This window comes from Parapedobacter defluvii, from assembly GCF_014642075.1.
GTDB lineage: Bacteria > Bacteroidota > Bacteroidia > Sphingobacteriales > Sphingobacteriaceae > Parapedobacter > Parapedobacter defluvii.
Genome location: NZ_BMIK01000012.1, coordinates 58,724 through 75,117, shown reverse-complemented (window position 1 = coordinate 75,117; position 16,394 = coordinate 58,724). Strand labels below are relative to the sequence as shown.

10 protein-coding genes are annotated in these 16,394 nt (G+C 50.1%); 2 read left to right on the top strand and 8 right to left on the bottom strand.

What is annotated here, in order from left to right:
* Positions 1-3: 3 nt before the first annotated feature.
* The 4 genes from IEX60_RS16245 to IEX60_RS16230 all read right to left on the bottom strand — a co-directional run bounded on the left by IEX60_RS16245 (position 4) and on the right by IEX60_RS16230 (position 6,888).
* Complete coding sequence (locus IEX60_RS16245; RefSeq protein WP_188752459.1) at positions 4-1,743, bottom strand: GMC family oxidoreductase; 1,740 nt, start codon at positions 1,741-1,743, stop codon at positions 4-6.
* 344 nt (positions 1,744-2,087) lie between these two features.
* Entirely contained in the window at positions 2,088-3,722 is a 1,635-nt protein-coding gene (pafA, locus tag IEX60_RS16240; protein WP_188752458.1) for an alkaline phosphatase PafA, read from the bottom strand.
* 109 nt (positions 3,723-3,831) lie between these two features.
* Positions 3,832-5,121, bottom strand: coding sequence for a purple acid phosphatase family protein (locus IEX60_RS16235; RefSeq protein WP_188752457.1), 1,290 nt, complete (start codon positions 5,119-5,121; stop codon positions 3,832-3,834).
* 120 nt (positions 5,122-5,241) lie between these two features.
* The gene (locus IEX60_RS16230; protein ID WP_188752456.1) at positions 5,242-6,888 is read right to left on the bottom strand and encodes an ArnT family glycosyltransferase; all 1,647 of its coding nucleotides are present in this window, start codon (positions 6,886-6,888) and stop codon (positions 5,242-5,244) included.
* Between the two features lie 398 nt (positions 6,889-7,286).
* On the opposite strand from IEX60_RS16230, the gene IEX60_RS16225 reads away from it, so the two are divergent.
* Entirely contained in the window at positions 7,287-8,156 is an 870-nt protein-coding gene (locus tag IEX60_RS16225; RefSeq protein ID WP_188752455.1) for a hypothetical protein, read from the top strand.
* 25 nt (positions 8,157-8,181) lie between these two features.
* Here the strand turns inward: IEX60_RS16225 and IEX60_RS16220 are convergent, their stop codons facing one another.
* From IEX60_RS16220 to IEX60_RS16210, 3 genes are read right to left on the bottom strand one after another with little or no spacing between them, the layout of a single operon-like run.
* Positions 8,182-9,741 carry a sodium:solute symporter family protein gene (locus tag IEX60_RS16220; RefSeq protein ID WP_188752454.1) on the bottom strand — a complete coding sequence of 520 codons (1,560 nt, stop codon included), beginning with the start codon at positions 9,739-9,741 and terminating at the stop codon, positions 8,182-8,184.
* Between the two features lie 51 nt (positions 9,742-9,792).
* Positions 9,793-11,460, bottom strand: a complete 1,668-nt coding sequence (locus tag IEX60_RS16215) for a ribulokinase (RefSeq protein ID WP_188752453.1) — start codon at positions 11,458-11,460, stop codon at positions 9,793-9,795.
* Complete coding sequence (locus IEX60_RS16210) at positions 11,457-13,085, bottom strand: fucose isomerase (protein WP_188752452.1); 1,629 nt, start codon at positions 13,083-13,085, stop codon at positions 11,457-11,459. The genes IEX60_RS16215 and IEX60_RS16210 overlap by 4 nt, the downstream gene beginning before the upstream one ends.
* A gap of 254 nt (positions 13,086-13,339) precedes the next feature.
* Here IEX60_RS16210 and IEX60_RS16205 point away from each other — a divergent pair, with 254 nt between their 5' ends.
* Positions 13,340-14,230: an AraC family transcriptional regulator gene (locus tag IEX60_RS16205; RefSeq protein WP_188752451.1), complete on the top strand. Its 891-nt coding sequence runs from the start codon at positions 13,340-13,342 to the stop codon at positions 14,228-14,230.
* A 77-nt stretch (positions 14,231-14,307) separates the two neighbouring features.
* On the opposite strand, the gene gyrB is transcribed toward IEX60_RS16205, so the two are convergent.
* Positions 14,308-16,266 (bottom strand): DNA topoisomerase (ATP-hydrolyzing) subunit B, encoded by a 1,959-nt coding sequence (gene gyrB, locus IEX60_RS16200; RefSeq protein ID WP_188752450.1) that lies wholly within the window; start codon positions 16,264-16,266, stop codon positions 14,308-14,310.
* Between the last annotated feature and the right edge of the window lie 128 nt (positions 16,267-16,394).

Below are 16,394 nucleotides of genomic sequence, written 5' to 3'. Positions count from 1 at the left end.
TAATTACAGATTACGTCTTTTCCGTTGTTCCAAAATATATTCCGACGTCCGCATGGACAGCGCCAGTATCGTCCACGTAGGGTTTTTGTCGCCCTGCTGCACAAAAGGAGCCCCGTCTACGACAAACAGGTTCTTGCAGTCATGGGCCTGGCACCATTTATTCAGGGCCGATGTTTTCGGATCGTCTCCCATCCGTACGGTACCCACCTCATGAATAATCTCGCCGGGCTTTTTGAGGCCGTAGTTCCGGTCCGCACCTACATACTGTGAGGTGATGACGGCACCCATTCCGGTGAACAGATCATGGAAAGTGTCCTGCATGTGCCTGCCCTGTTTGATCTCCGCATCGTGCCATTTGTAGTGAAATTTCAATACCGGGATACCATATTTATCGACAGTATTGGAATCTATTTCACAGTAATTGTCCTTTCGCGCAATTGCCAAACCCCGTCCGGCCAGCACCACCTTAGTCCCGAAATAACTGCGGTATTCTTCTTTCAGGGACCTACCATATCCGCCGCTTTTCTTGACCTCCCCATTGGTCTGGGCCAACGCCCCATTAAACCGGGGCAAATCATTGAGGTATCCATAAGAAGGCATGTTCATCCCTCCGCCGAATTCGATGTGATAGCCCCTCGGAAAATCCAGCTTCGAATTATCCAGCCACCACGGTGCATAGACGTGCAAACTACCGACGCCATCTTCGTTATACCGCTTGCGGTCTTTCAACCGGGGAAGGTATGCCGCTACACTTACTCCCGTGGAATCGTGAAGGTATCTGCCCACCACCCCACTGCTGTTGGCCAGTCCCTGCGGATGTTGCCTGGATTTCGAATTCAGCAGGATACGGGCCGATTCGCAGGCACTGGCGGCCAATATCACCTGCTCGCCGTAAACCTGATATTCCTGCATATCTTCTTTGCTTACGTAGGAAACGCCTTTGGCCAGCCCATCCCCGTCTACCAGCACTTCGCGTACCAACGAATTTGGAAGCACTTCCAGGTTGCCGGTCCGGATGGCAGGGATCACCAACGCAGACGACGACGAAAAATCTCCATACACCTTACAGGACCTGCCGCATTGACCGCAGTTGAAACACACACCCCGTTGACTGTTGTTTTTCAACGGTTCGGTAAGTACCGAGCCCCTGCCCGGAATTACGGGAATCCCTTTTTTCTTTGCCTCTTCCATAATAAGTATTTCGTGGAGCCTCGGCTTGGGTGGTTTCAGAAAAATACCGTCGGGATCGTCTTCCAGTCCTTCATTGGTGCCATACACACCGATCAACACATCAACTTTGTCATAGTAAGGCTTGACTTCCTCATACGTGATCGGCCAGTCGTCGGTGGCACCGTCAAAGCTTCCCCCTTTAAAATCCTTTGGACCAAAACGCAGGGAAATGCGGCCCCAATGGTTTGTCCGGCCCCCCAGCATCCGCGACCTGAACCACCGGAATTCGCTTCCTTCGTTATTGGTATAAGGCTCGCCGTCGATTTCCCATCCCCCAAAAGCACCATCGAAATCTCCAAAGGCACGGTTTGTAGATGCGCCTCTGCGCGGTGACTCCCAGGGCCAGCGCATCTGTAACGAATCTTTGGCTGGATCGAAAAAAGGACCGGATTCCAGCATCAATACCCTCAAGCCTGCATGTGCCAGCACGTAACCGGCCATACCTCCGCCCGCACCGGACCCGACAATAATGACGTCGTATTTGTCCTTACTTCCATTTATATTAAATGCCATGTTGATTTTTACGGGTTTATAATCAGTTAGCTTATAACAGCCCGAAGTTCTATATTTTAAGAAGCGGAAGGTTATTTCATTTTATCCTGTTGTTATAGGATATTTGCATAAGGTCATACCTGAGGTATAATCCTTCTTTTCGAGGATGTCCAATGATTCCAAGCGGTTGCCTACTCGATTCATCATACAGGTCTACCCCGCCGGTCCCGTTAACCTACACTTTTACAAAAATCCGGTTCCGGTATAGAAAATAGAGCAACAACCAAACCAGGGCTAACGACCCCAATGCTAAGCGTCGATTTTTCAACATTCATAACCGACTGCGTATCATTCTAGATGCTTTCTTATTCCAAGTCTGTCAGCTCATAAATAACGCTACCTACATTGCCGCTGGGCATCTGGATATGGAGCAGCGAGGCGAGGGTGGACGCGATATCTGTATTGTGAACAAGCCGGTTTGTCTTACCCGGACGCACACCCCATCCCATCCAGATTAATGGAATATGGGCATCGTAGGCATTCCAATGGCTGTGGGAGGCACCGGATATAGACCCCCATTTCCAACCCGACTGCACGCTGAATACGATGTCTCCACCCCTTTTTAAATGAAAGCCATTGATCATCATGGTTTTTATCGGCTCCGCCAACGTGGCACTCCCTAATTTTTTGGTTACGAAAGCATCCGTTATGCCAGGGCTTTCCATCAGCAGCTCCGTAATCCGGTCGGCAACTTCCTCTTTGGAAACACCCCGCTCGGCGATGGCCTTATTGTTTAAATAGAGTTGTTGATTTGTGGCCGCAACAACTACCGAGTCGATTCCATATTCGGACCGGATAACGGTTTGAATGGAATCCAGCATATACTTTTCATTCATATAACCGAAGGGTAGCTTATTCGCTGCCAGGTAGCCGGGCGACTGTGAAGCGCCGTGGTCAGCCGTGATAAAGAACAGATATTGGTCCTTGCCAATTGTTTTGTCCAGGTAGGAAAAGAAGTCTTCCAGATCCTTATCCAAACGGAGGTAGTTGTCTTCTATTTCGATTGAATTGGGGCCGAAACGATGGCCAATGGCGTCCGGCGATGACAGGCTAACCGTCAACAGATCGGTATCTCCACCCCTACCCAGTTGGTAGGCATCGATGGCTTCCTTGGCAAAAGTAAGCAATAGCCCGTTTCCAAACGGTGTGTTGCTGATGCCCACGTCGAAACCGGTCACGGTGTCGATTAACTGGTGGGGAAACACCGGACGCTTTTCATTGGCAAACCGGGATTCATACGGCATATCATCCGGTGTACTTTGGGTATACGAATCAATCGGATACAAGGTTTTCCATCCCTGGTTAAGGTATTTTTGCGCAACTCCGCGGCTGTTGAAAGACTTTACCCACTCCGGCAACTCGCTCATATAGTAAGTGCTGGTGATAAAGCTGTTGCTGGATTTATCAAACCAGAACGCGGCATCGGCGGTATGGCCTGCGGGAAGAATAGCCGCCCGGTCTTTGATCGAGATGCCGATTACTTTACTCCTGAAATTGGTAGCGATCTTCAGTTCGTCGCCAACCGTCGTTGTCAGCAGGTTACGGGGAGAGGCCTTGCCGGATTTTGATTCGGTACCCACCGGAGACACGTTCTCGTCGCCGACGCAATTGACCGAATAGCCTTTTTCAAAATCCGGCCAGTCGTTACCGACAATTCCATGGACGGCCGGGGTTGCCCCCGTAAATATGGACGCATGTCCGCATCCGGTGATGGTGGGGGCATAGCTGATTAATGTCTGGTCGCAATTGAACCCCTCATTTAGCAGCCGCTTGAACCCGCCTTCACCATAACGATCGTAGAAGCGATATAAGTAATCCCAGCGCATTTGGTCTACCACCATACACACCACCATCTTTGGTCTTGGCACAGCTGTTTCGGCTACAGCCCCCGCTGCTCCAAGCAAAAGCGTAGCGATTAAAATAATTCCGATTCTTTTCATCTGTAAATAATTTTATTCCATCGGTCAGATGGAGCTTATCCTATTTAAAATTTACATTCCTTGTGTGATAAAAATGAAATTTTAAACAGGAACGGTTCATTATCAATTATTACTGGCGTTCCGGCACACCCGCCGGTATCTGTTCAACCAATTTATTTATGTTTCCTTCCTGCTTGATCAAATCGAATGCGTCATAAAGCTCTCCGGTTGCAAGGTACGCTTTAAACGAAAGCTTTTGGGAAGATACATCGACGATTTGAAACAATTGGGTATAGATGGCCGACCGATCCATCCAGGATTTCTTCTCCACGTGGCTACCGGTCATCTTGGGTCCGCTCACTGAGACCACATACATCGTCCCCGACGCCTTGCCCTTACCCTCCATCGGGATTTTGCTCATCCCCCGTGCATAGGTATGATCGTGCCCCTGTAGCACCAAATCTACGTGGTATCGATCAAAAAGCGGCTTGAAAGTCTCCCGCATCCGCTTGTTATCCCGTGTTCCCTTAGGCGAATAAATCGGATGATGGAAGGTAACTACCGTCCAGGTGTTGGGGTTATGCTGTAACAAACGTTCCAGCCATATGCGCTGGGCTTCCAGGTAATGATCCGATTCTTCCGCCTGGTCAGAGTTAAGCGAAATAAACCTTACCCCTTGCACATCGACAAAATAACAGGTTTCTTCCAATCCTTCAGGGCCATTTAACGGCAGGTTAAACTGCGGTCTCCAAAGAACAGAAGCGGCTCTCTCTCCATTCGGTAGGTTAAAGTGGTCATGATTACCCGGTGAAGGAAGCCCCGGTATCATGCTGTGTATAAATCCGCCTGCTTCGAACCAGTCGGCCCACTCCTCATCCCGGTTTGCCCGGTTGATGATATCACCGGCGTAAAGCTGGAGCCTGGCATTGGGAGCTTTCGCAAAAGCTTCCCGGATGACACGCGACCACAGCGACCGGATATTTACCTGTACATCTCCGAAATAGATAAATTGAAACGAATCAGTCTCCTTATCACTGGCCGTAACGAAATGAAACCATTCACTCCAGCTATTCCCCTGGCCGACACGATAGGCATATTTTGTGTTGGGCGTCAGGTCATCGAAAACCAGCGAATGATAACTGGACGAAACGGTATCTCCCAGACGCACAAATTCGGTTTCCGCTTTTTTCCTGACTGCCTTGTCTACGAAACGGGGATCCGCATCGGCTAAGGCAATTTCTGCAAAACTTTCCCGGACCTGACTGGAGGTTTGCCAATTTATTGCAACCGAAGAAGCCATATTTTCGGTCACATTTAAAATGATACGCCGGGGTACCGAATCCGGAAGTTCCTGCCCCCAAGCCTGTAGATAAACGCATGTAAAGGCTGAAATAAAACAACCTACGATAAACTTAACCATTTTTCGATCTTTTGTCCATTTGATTACGAAGGTAACCCCGAAATTTATCCTTGATACAGTCAAAGGTATCCCATTAAATCTTGCCGCTTCTGTATCAAATTGGCTGGGTATTATAGGATGTTAGCGCTTTTTCAACCGGACCAGACGGAATTCACCCAGTTGTGCGTCGCGAGTCCGGTAGTAAAAGAATTTCGACGTCAACCGGCTAATGCGGTAGGCTCCAAAGGAAGCCACCGGCTCCACCTCAAAGCGATCGGGAATCTCTCCCAATGCCTCTGGGCGTATGGCCAGCAAGCTACCATCGTTTATCGCATCCCACTGTTTTTCGGAGCGGATCGCTTGCAGCGGTACCTCGCACCGGAAACCGAGCATAAAATTTTCTATTTCGAGATCCAGCACATATAGGCGGTCCGGGTAATGCTCTTCCGCGATATGCGCATTGATGAACCGGGCCATCCGGTCGCCCCCCTGATAGGTGAGCAGCCCCGGATATAGATACCCTCCATAAAAGATCCCGATCAACAACCCTATGGCATAGCTCACCAAAAAGGTATTGCTTGGTGAAACGCGCCGGGTAAGGACCAATACCGCTAAGCCCACTCCTACGGTGATGATTCCGAATACCCACCAACCGCTACCATGAAACAGGACGATCAACGCACAAAGCAGAATAACGATTACCATGCCCGAATACCATTGTATGCGGTGCATGGTGCCGTTCGCAGGTAATCTTCCCATATTCCCCAGAAGCTGGGCGGTCCAGATACTTACCAACGGAAAGAGTGCATTGAGATAATGCGGCAGCTGAAACTGCGATGCAGAAAAAAGCAAAAAAGTAATCAGGAAACTTCCCCACAACAGCGGATGCCCCATTGCCACCCTTCTTTTACCAAAAGAAAAGTAGACGGCAAACAGAAGCAGTGGCGACCACGGAAGGAAAGCCCACAATAGGGTATGCAGGTAAAAAAAGGGATCGCCGTGACCGGTTATTGGTCCCGAATTAAAAAATCGGCCGAATTGGCTATCCCAAAAAAAGAAGCGGATACCCGAGACATGGGTCTGGCCGAACACTTCTACCGCCGGTCTGGCGTCAAACTGACGGTACAGGCAATACAGTTCCGGCAGGATGAAGACAAGCACCAACGCAACGGCCGCGTACCACCGGTAGTTGAGAAACTGCCGCCATTCTTTCCGGACCAACCATAACACAATAAAACCACTACCGACGATGATCAACACGAAAATGCCCTTGGTCATCACCGCCAAAGCTGCCCACAGCGCACCAAACAGCAACTGGCTGAATGTGCCCTCGCGGTATGTACGGTAGAAATGATAGATTGCTGCAACGATCATCCCCGTCAGATACGGTTCGGCATTCACCGCTGAATTACACAGCAGCAGATGCAATGCACTGAGGTAAACCAGTACAGCAATGCGTGCCACATTCCGGCCGTGCAGCCGACGGGCAAGCAGATACGTATACAACGCGCCAATAAGCCAGAAAATAAATGCGGGCAGCTTATAAGCAAAATCATGGATGCCGAATATACGGTAGCTCAATGCGGTACACCAAAAAGGAAAATGGGGTTTATCCAGCCAATCGAAACCATGGAGCGTAAGAAATTCATAGTTTCCGCTTAGCACCATGTTTTTTGCAATGAGTGCATAAAGGGCACCATCAATCATCATTACACCGGAAAAAAGACCGATCCCATTCACCGCGATACCGGCGACACATAACAGTGAGAAAACACGTTTACTTAACATCGATGAACTGAATAACGATGGATCATGCAAACCGTGCGTAAAGTTATCAATGATATTTGCTTTTTTCAAATCGGGTGATTCTATTTGGGTAGCCAACTAAATAAACTACATATGGAATTCATATTGATTATACACCAAATGGGAACTTGTTATGCCCTTTCTTCACAGTGAGTCCACCTTGAGTCCAGAGTGAGTCCAGGGTGAGTCCAGGGTTTTCAGTAAAAACGTGGATGCATGGCAGATTCAGCATGGTAGTTCTATTGGTTCATGGTGAAGAAAGTACGGACTTGGTACAAGCGGGGTAGCCACTTCGCATAAAGTAATAGGATTAGTACTTTTTAGTTGGCTGATACATTCAAAGATAGACTTCTGAATACAAAAAACCAAAACTTTTTAATATGGCGATACAAGGTAGAAACGGAAAAATCAAGGGAAAAATCAACAACATTGTTTATCGTAGGTTAGGCAACCAACAAATTCTGCAAATTGCGCCGGATCGTGTGAAACAGACCTATGCCACTAAATTGAACGCGCTGGAATTCGGATTGGCGAGCGCGCATAGTAAAGTGATTCGACAGATATTCCGGAAGGTATATGAAGAATCAGACAGCAAAATGAATAATCGGCTTAACGCGGCAATTGCTGCCTGTTTACGCAGCTCGGATACGGAAGTAGGTGAGCGTACACTACACGACACCGATCTCAGTTGCCTGAAAGGATTTCAGTTTAACCTGGATGCGCCCATTGAAAGCAGGATAGCGGTGCGCCCCACATGGAGTGTGGAACCCGATGGACTTTTCCGGTTTAAACTTCCGCGTTTTAACCTAGCTGATGACATTCTTTATCCGCCCGGGGATTTGAGTATGGACCCTAGCTTCACCATTGGACTGGTTGCCATCCAATTCGAAAAAGAATATGCCCAGGTCATCGACTATGAAAGCTTTGCCTATGAAAAACTGGACAAACAAATTCAGATAGACTGGGAATGCCGACGGCAATTGCCCGCCGGTTTCATTGTGATCGTTGTCTTCTCCCTGCGATATTCTGCGTTTAACTGGGTAGGAAAGCAAATCTGGTCAACGAACCCCCAATTCTTCCCAACCATTATACTGGACGCATTCCATGTAACCGAAGACATGGCTGCACGCGGTAAGGCGGCAAACTTTGCGGTTGCCAAAGAAGAATGTGATAAGTTTGGATACAATGTTCTCCGCACCCTTAAGAGGATTACCGAGTTCAAAGAAAAAATGGCAAAAAAGAAAAAGTAAAACCGGTGTTTCAAGAACCGGGGCATTACCCGGTTGGCTGCCGACGCACGGCAGCCAGCCCTGTTCCCACCAGTGAAATCACCAATGTTCCGACTACAATAATCATATTCGCATGTAGCGGATATTTTAAATAGCCATACTGTTCGGGCAGCAGGTACGAGAAGGTCATCCATAGAATGGCTAAAACACCTGCGATCACCGCGATGATCGCATCGTTGTTACCCGCTTTTTTGCTGATAATCCCCAATAGAAATAAACCGAGCATACCTCCGGCAAAGATGCCGGAAAGCTGCCACCATACATCCAATACACTGCTGATGCCAATCATGGCCACGCCGGTCACCATGCCCATCAAACCAAACACGGCGGTGGCAATGTATAGCAGGCGTAGCTGGCCTTGACTTCCGAGCTTTGGATTGATATAGCGCTTGTAAATATCTTCTGAAAACACGGTGGCCGACGCATTCATCCCCGAGCTGATGGTACTCATCGCGGCCGATAGGATGGCCGAAACAATCAGCCCCACCAACCCTACGGGTATTTGGGTAACCATGAAATGCGGCATCACCTTGTCGCCATAATCTTCGGGCTTCAGTGTGGCGGCGAGATCCGCAATCTCGATCTGGGAGGCCGAAGCAGCCAGCCGCTCCGCCGCCGCCTGTAGTTTGACGGGTTCGATCAGATCCGGATTTACCTGATAGTAAGCATACAAACAGGCGCCGATGATAAAAAACAAAAGCGAAGCAGGCACATATATCCATACACAAAGCCAAACCGATTTACCTGCTTCTTTGGCAGATGTTGCCGTATGATAACGCTGTACGTAATTCTGATCCATGCCGAAGTTATTGAGGTTGATGAAGAATCCATACAGCAGGATGACCCAAAATGAAGAGGAGGTGAAATCCAATGCCAGGGTTCCTAGGCTGAATTTATGGTCGGCCTGACCGATTTCGACAATCTTGGAAATACCTCCGGGCATATTGATAACCACTAGGTAAACAATCAGGACCGCACCCAGTGTTTTGATGACTCCCTGCACCACTTCCGTCCAGATGACGGCTTCAATTCCTCCCATCACGGTGTAAATAATGATGCAAATCCCCGTGATCAGCATAATCATTTCCATGGAATACCCTGTGAGTGCCTGGAGACTGAGAGCGATCCCGAAAAAAATCGACCCCATCCGGGCGAGCTGTGTCAGCAGGAAACAGACCACTGCATAACTCCGTGCCCAGGGGCCGAAGCGCTTTTCCAGATTCGTATATGCCGAAACTTCACCCGTAGCCCGATAGAAGGGCACAAAATATTTTACCGCTACCCACGCAGCCAGCGGCATGGAAATGCTGAATACAAACGCATTCCAATTGCCACCGAATGCTTTGCCCGGCACGCCCAAAAACGTATTGCTGCTCAGGAAGGTAGCATAGATGGAGAGGCCGATTGCCCATCCGGGAATCATTCCCGAGGCTTTGGTAAATTGATCGGCACTTTTGTTTTTCCGGGAAAACCACACGCCAACGAGCACCATGGCTACCAGATAAGCAATAATTACGGCAATGTCAATAAGGGGAAGGTTCTTCATGGAAACAAATATACTTGCTCGGGCATATAATTCATTCTACTATTTTTGCGGCTAACTGTAGGATGTTAACTTTTCCTGAAAGCTTCCCAGCCTTTGATAACGTCGATACAACGCCGCATACACCTGCGCCCGGTCGGGATTTGGCTGGTACTCCTGCTCAAATCCCGATGACATGGCCTCCTGGGCGGCGGCGATGGTGGGATGGATACCAGCCGCCACGGTCGCATACATAGCGGCCCCGAGGGCGCAGGATTGTTCGGTTTTTACGGTTTTAATGGGTCTGCCGAGTACATCTGCCAATACCTGCATCACATAAGTTGATTTTTTGGCAATGCCCCCCGTGGCAATGATTTCCTGTACGGGTATGCTTTCCGCCTCAAACCGATCGACAATGGCTTTCGAGCCGAACGCTGTGGCTTCCACCAGCGCTTTGAACAAACGCGGCGCATCGGTACCCAGGGTAATGCCCGTCAGCCAGCCGTTCAATGCCGGATTGACATCCGGCGTCCGTCGACCGTTGACCCAATCCAGCGCTACTTCATCCGTATCGGTTACCGGGAGGGCCGCCGCTTCCCGGTTCAAAGCAGTCAGAATACGGCTGATGAGCGTATGTTGTTCCTGCTGGCTTACGGTGTCGCTGAGTAAGGTGGTAACCGGAAAGGCTACCAACCGGGCAAACCATTGATAGAGATCGCCAAAAGCGGATTGCCCGGCTTCAAACCCCAGCATTCCAGGCACGATGGAACCGTCAACCTGTCCACAGATTCCGCTTACCAACGGGTCGCCGTGCTTACTTACCGGCGCCACCAGCATGTCGCAGGTGGATGTGCCGACAACCTTCACCAACGAATAGGGCCGGATGGCAGCACCCACAGCCCCCATGTGCGCGTCGATTGCCCCCACGCCAATGATGACGTTTGACGGCAAACCCGTACGCTGGGCCCACTCGGACGATATCGTGCCTACGGCTGTATCGGATGTGTATGTCTGCCGGTACAGATGGTTACGGATATCTTTGAGGCGGGGATCCAACGTGGTCAGGAAAGCTGCTGAAGGAAGTCCTCCGAATGTTTCATGCCACATCGCTTTGTGGCCTGCCGCACAGCGGCTACGCTTCAGGACCTGTACGTCGCCATGGCCACAGAGCAAGTGCGGAATCCAATCGCAATGTTCCATCCAGGAATAGGTGTATTGAGCCACTTGGGGATCTGTACGAAAGATATGCAGCATCTTGGCCCAGAACCACTCTGCGGAATAGCTGCCCCCGGAGTACATCGTATAATCGGTTTCCCACCGGTGGGCAAGTTGGTTGATCTCTTCCGCTTCTGCAATGGCTGTGTGGTCTTTCCAAAGTACGAACATGGCGTTGGGATTTTCTGCAAATTCGGGATGCAGTGCAAGCGGCGTACCCTGGCGATCCACCGCAACGGGCGTAGAGCCGGTCGTGTCTACCGACAAACCCCGGATACGGTTTACCACCTCATCCGGAATACCGGAAAGCACTTCCCGGATAACGGCTTCCATCGCCTCGATATAGTCCAACGGGTGCTGGCGGAACTGCGACCGCAAGCTATCGCAATAACGGCCGTCGTTCCAACGCGGATAGATCCGCACAGCACTTTTCCGTTCTTCGCCGGTGGCGGCATCTACCAGCAACGCCCGTACGGAGTCCGTCCCGAAATCCAGTCCGATTACCCAATTTTCGCCCGCTTTGCTCATTTGTCCGAACTAGTTACGTCACCACAGAAATGTACTTCAATACCCAGCTCATCCAGTGCCGCAGCCTTGATACGGCATGCCCGGAGCGCAGCTTCCTCGTTGGCAGCATAAACCACGTGGATGTGGTTAGCGGCATGGCGGGCCATGAGCTGATCGCGATTGACTCCATGAAGCACTGCATGCATGATGGGCCATTCGGGTGAGGTTAGCTGCCACCGCCGCTGCGTTTCCACTTCGGGCAGACTTACTGCCCGCCCGACGCCGAGATCAGCCTGCAGCCGCCCCTTTTTTACATAGATACGGCTCCAAACAATCGGTCCGGGTTTGCTTACACCCCGCAGGGTGCCTCCCCCCAACCGAAAATACATCGGCGACTGACGCCAACTGCTTGCCGTGGCATAACCACCTTCAAAATGGGCCGCGGGCACCGCACCGGAGATGAGGAATACCCATACAAAATCGTCCAGGTCACCATCGGTATAGTGTTCGCCCCAACGGATATCGTGCAGCGTATTTTCACCGTCCATACCCAGTTCTTTCCACAGCCGGTACGTCACCAGCGCGTCGATGCCCGCACATTCATCTACCTCATTGAAATGCGGAATTGCCTCCCCGGCAAAAAGTTCCTGCCCGGTTTCCAAATAGACGGGCGGCCGCTCCCGGTTATTGAGCAATCCTTCAACGAGATCACTGGCCACCGTCAAATCCTTCAGCCCTTGCTGATATTGGATGCCGATGGTATCGCACCCGAACTCCGCCGCAATACGCACCGCAGCGATGTACATTTTGCACTGTTCGAGGGTCTGGTTCCGGGTGAGTTCGGTTTCTTCGTCTTCGCCCCACTTGAATGTCATTCCCCTATCGACCAGCCATTGCAGCACAGCTTCGGCTTCGGCCTCACTGACGGTACGCATCCGCGCATACAAAGCCGACTGGCTGAGCCGCTCCTTGAAGATGCCGGTAGCATGGAGCAGCTCATCGGGAACAATGGCGTTGTACATGCCCATGCAGCCTTCGTCAAAGACGCCCATGATTGCCTTTGCCTGGCGAAGCCTGCGTGCAAAGGATCTCCCGGTATCGTCATCAGCGGTCGGGATTTTTACCAGATCAAAAGGTGTCACATGGCGGAGATCGTGCTTAACAAAGCCTTTCTCCAACCATTCAGCGAGGCCGTTGTTGAAAAAACCGTCCGTAAAATCCGCGCTCCAAAGCGTACTGTACGCCACATTGGCTTTGGTAAGCGAGCCGTTGAGGTTGAGCATACCCACCAGACCGGGCCACTGCCCGCTCCAATTGGCTACCGTGAGGATGGGGCCACGGTGTGTGGTGAGCCCCGCCAGTACATGGTGTGTATACTGCCACACGCTTTCGGCAGCAATCAGCGGTGCATCCGGTGGAATGTTTTTAAATACTTCAATGCCCATCCGCTGGGAATCGATAAACCCGTGCTGTTTCGTGGAATCGTAAGCATGTGCCCGCCTTAACCGCCACCCCTGCCGCTCTACGGCCGCGGTTAACTGTTGTTCCATTGTCTCCTGTGCTTTCCAGCACAACTGATTCGCGGCCAGCCGCAAATCACCGCTTGCTACCAGCCAGATTTCCTTTTTATGATTGATCGTATCCATGGTCTATTGGTTTACAAAAAGTCGCTGCCGGATACATGTGACCGGCATGATACAAAGGTGTGGTGAAAGGATGGAGCATTATTGGAACTTATTGCCTTCTTATTATACAATCTTATCATTTCCTTGGAGATCGGATTTCTATTACTTAATTTAGTAGGCATGTTGGGAATGGCGTATTCCCGGTGAGGACAAAACGAATTATAAACCCTTTCTTTTCCCAAACCAGGAAAAGGAAAAAGTAACGATTGTGAACTATGAAACCACTTTTTCACAAGGTACCGACCCAAATTCAATCGTCATTCAGCGCGCGGCACGATGTGCAGCCAAACTTTGGATCGCTGTGGCATTATCATCCGGAACTGGAGCTCCATCATGTTATCCGGGGCAAAGGTGTACGTTTCATTGGTGATAATATCGGCAACTTTTCCGAAGGCGAAGTATTATTGCTGGGAAGCAACCTTCCACACATGTGGCAGTGCAACGAAGAGTACTATCAAAATCGCCCCGACCGTAAAGTAGAGGCGATCGTCATCCATTTTCTACCCGACTGCCTGGGCCGGGATTTCCTGAATTTACCGGAGACTTATCTCGTTCCCAAGCTGTTTGAGAAGGCCCGGAAAGGGATGAAATTTACAGGCAGGAGCCGTGCTAAATTGATCGATTTAATGCACAAGGCAACGATGGCCACTGACATGGAGCGGTTGATTATCCTGCTGTCCCTCCTGAAAACCGTTGCGGAATCGGAAGAATACACGCAGATCACCTCTGCCCATGCCTTTTATAAATCCAATGAAGTAGATGCGGTACGCATCAATAAAGTCTGCACATATACGCTGAGCAACTATAAGAAAGAAATCAGCCTCGAAGAAATTGCGTCGATTGCCAACTTGAGCGTTACCTCATTTTGCCGGTATTTCAAGTTGATGACCAAAAAGACGTATTACGATTTCCTGATTGAAATACGCATCAGCCATGCCTGTAGGTTGCTGATAGAAGACATTTTGCCTACGGAAGTAATCTGCTTTGAATGCGGATTCAACAATGTGTCGAATTTCTACCGTCACTTTAAAAAAGTAACGGATATGACCCCGTTGGAGTACAAGAAAAAATATCTTTTCAGCAAGCAGCTGCCCGCAGTTGGGTAATGGGGGTGGGTGATCGGTGGTGGGTGATCGGTGACATGTAAAAAACCGATCACTAATCACCCATCACTGACCACTGGCTAGGTATCAATCTTGGCGTACTTGGCGTTACGCTCGATAAATTCACGTCTGGGAGCTACTTCATCGCCCATAAGCATGGAAAAGATCCGGTCACATTCGGCGGCATTTTCAATGGTTACCTGACGCAGTGTTCTTGTTTCAGGGTTCATCGTGGTATCCCAAAGCTGTTCCGCGTTCATTTCACCGAGCCCTTTATACCGCTGCACGTGTACGCTGTCTTCCTTGCCCGCGCCCTTGAGCCGCTGGATCGCAGCATCCCGCTGATCGTCATTCCATGCATACTGCTGCTCCTTACCTTTTTTAACCAAATACAGCGGCGGCGTGGCAATGTATACATATCCGTTCTCGATAAGCTCTTTCATGTAGCGGAAGTAGAAGGTCAGAATGAGGGTGGTGATGTGTGATCCATCTACGTCGGCATCCGTCATGATAATAATGCGGTGGTAACGCAGTTTGTCGAGGTTCAATGCCTTGGCGTCGTCATCGGTACCGATGCTTACACCCAGTGCGGTAAACATATTTTTTATTTCCTCGTTTTCGTAGATCTTATGCTCCATAGCCTTTTCTACGTTAAGGATCTTACCGCGAAGGGGCAGTATGGCCTGAAACTCACGGTCGCGCCCCTGTTTGGCCGTTCCACCGGCGGAGTCCCCTTCCACAAGGTATATCTCGCACTTGGCGGGGTCGTTATTGGAGCAGTCGGCCAATTTACCCGGTAAACCGCTTCCTCCCATTACATTCTTGCGTTGCACCATGTCGCGGGCTTTGCGGGCGGCGGCCCGCGCCTGTGCGGCAATGATTACTTTCTGAACGATGGCCTTGGCCTCTTTTGGGTTTTCTTCGAGGTAATTGGAAAGAATTTCGCCTACGGCCATGTCTACCGCGCCCATGACCTCGTTGTTTCCCAATTTGGTTTTGGTCTGGCCCTCAAACTGAGGCTCGCCTACCTTAACCGAAATTACCGCAGTGAGCCCTTCGCGGAAATCATCGCCGGTGATCTCCACCTTCATGTTTTTCAGCAACCCCGATTTATCCGCATATGCTTTGAGCGTGCGGGTCAACCCCCTGCGAAAACCGGCCACGTGCGTGCCGCCTTCGATGGTATTGATGTTGTTTACGTATGAGTGTACGTTTTCGGAGTATGTGTCGTTGTATTGCAACGCCAGCTCAACAGGAATTCCCTGTTTGATTCCTTCCACATAGATGGGATCCGGAATGAGCGGCTGCCGGGTTCCATCCAGGTACTTCACAAACTCTTTCAGGCCACCTTCTGAAAAAAACACTTCGCTCTGCAGGGAACCATCGGCCTGTTCTTCCCGTTCGTCGGTCAATGTGAGCCGTATCCCTTTGTTGAGAAAAGCTAATTCCCGTAGGCGGCTGGCCAAGGTATCGTAGTTATAAACAGTGGTTGTCGTAAATATTTCCGGATCGGGGTGAAACGTCACTTTGGTACCGGTGCGGCTGCTCTCCCCCACCGCCTTCACATCATACTGCGGCTTGCCCTTACGGTATTCCTGCATGAATACCTTCCCTTCGTTGTGCACTTCCGCAATCAGCACCGTAGACAGTGCGTTGACGCAGGATACACCCACGCCGTGCAAACCGCCGGAAACTTTATACGTGTCTTTATCAAATTTACCGCCGGCATGGAGCACGGTCATTACGAGCTCCAGGGCCGACTTATTTTCTTTCTTATTGATACCGGTCGGGATACCCCGTCCGTTATCTTCTACCGTAATTGAGTTGTCTTTATGAATAATAACCTGGATATCGTCGCAATAACCGGCAACAGCTTCGTCGATCGAGTTATCGACCACTTCATATACCAAGTGGTGCAACCCCTTGACACCGGTATCACCGATATACATGGAAGGCCGTTTGCGAACGGCCTCCAATCCTTCCAGTACCTGTATGTTATCTGCTGTATAAGTTGATTTATTCTTGTTTTCTTCGCTCATTACTGTTGTTAAATTCGGTGCCCAAAGATAAGAAAAAAGTGCGAAAAATGAAATAGGCATTGATGTTTGGTGCGGAGTTTGCCACGGACGCACGAATGGCCGCGAATGACGGGTATTCATCCGTACAT

What these genes read in the sequence shown, in the direction of transcription:
- IEX60_RS16205 (WP_188752451.1), top strand. Translation starts at nt 13,340, where the DNA reads ATGAAACCACTTTTTCACAAGGTACCGACCCAAATTCAATCGTCATTC.
- IEX60_RS16225 (WP_188752455.1), top strand. Translation starts at nt 7,287, where the DNA reads ATGGCGATACAAGGTAGAAACGGAAAAATCAAGGGAAAAATCAACAAC.
- IEX60_RS16235 (WP_188752457.1), bottom strand. Translation starts at nt 5,121, where the DNA reads ATGGTTAAGTTTATCGTAGGTTGTTTTATTTCAGCCTTTACATGCGTT.
- IEX60_RS16220 (WP_188752454.1), bottom strand. Translation starts at nt 9,741, where the DNA reads ATGAAGAACCTTCCCCTTATTGACATTGCCGTAATTATTGCTTATCTG.
- gyrB (WP_188752450.1), bottom strand. Translation starts at nt 16,266, where the DNA reads ATGAGCGAAGAAAACAAGAATAAATCAACTTATACAGCAGATAACATA.
- IEX60_RS16230 (WP_188752456.1), bottom strand. Translation starts at nt 6,888, where the DNA reads ATGTTAAGTAAACGTGTTTTCTCACTGTTATGTGTCGCCGGTATCGCG.
- IEX60_RS16210 (WP_188752452.1), bottom strand. Translation starts at nt 13,085, where the DNA reads ATGGATACGATCAATCATAAAAAGGAAATCTGGCTGGTAGCAAGCGGT.
- IEX60_RS16215 (WP_188752453.1), bottom strand. Translation starts at nt 11,460, where the DNA reads ATGAGCAAAGCGGGCGAAAATTGGGTAATCGGACTGGATTTCGGGACG.
- IEX60_RS16245 (WP_188752459.1), bottom strand. Translation starts at nt 1,743, where the DNA reads ATGGCATTTAATATAAATGGAAGTAAGGACAAATACGACGTCATTATT.
- pafA (WP_188752458.1), bottom strand. Translation starts at nt 3,722, where the DNA reads ATGAAAAGAATCGGAATTATTTTAATCGCTACGCTTTTGCTTGGAGCA.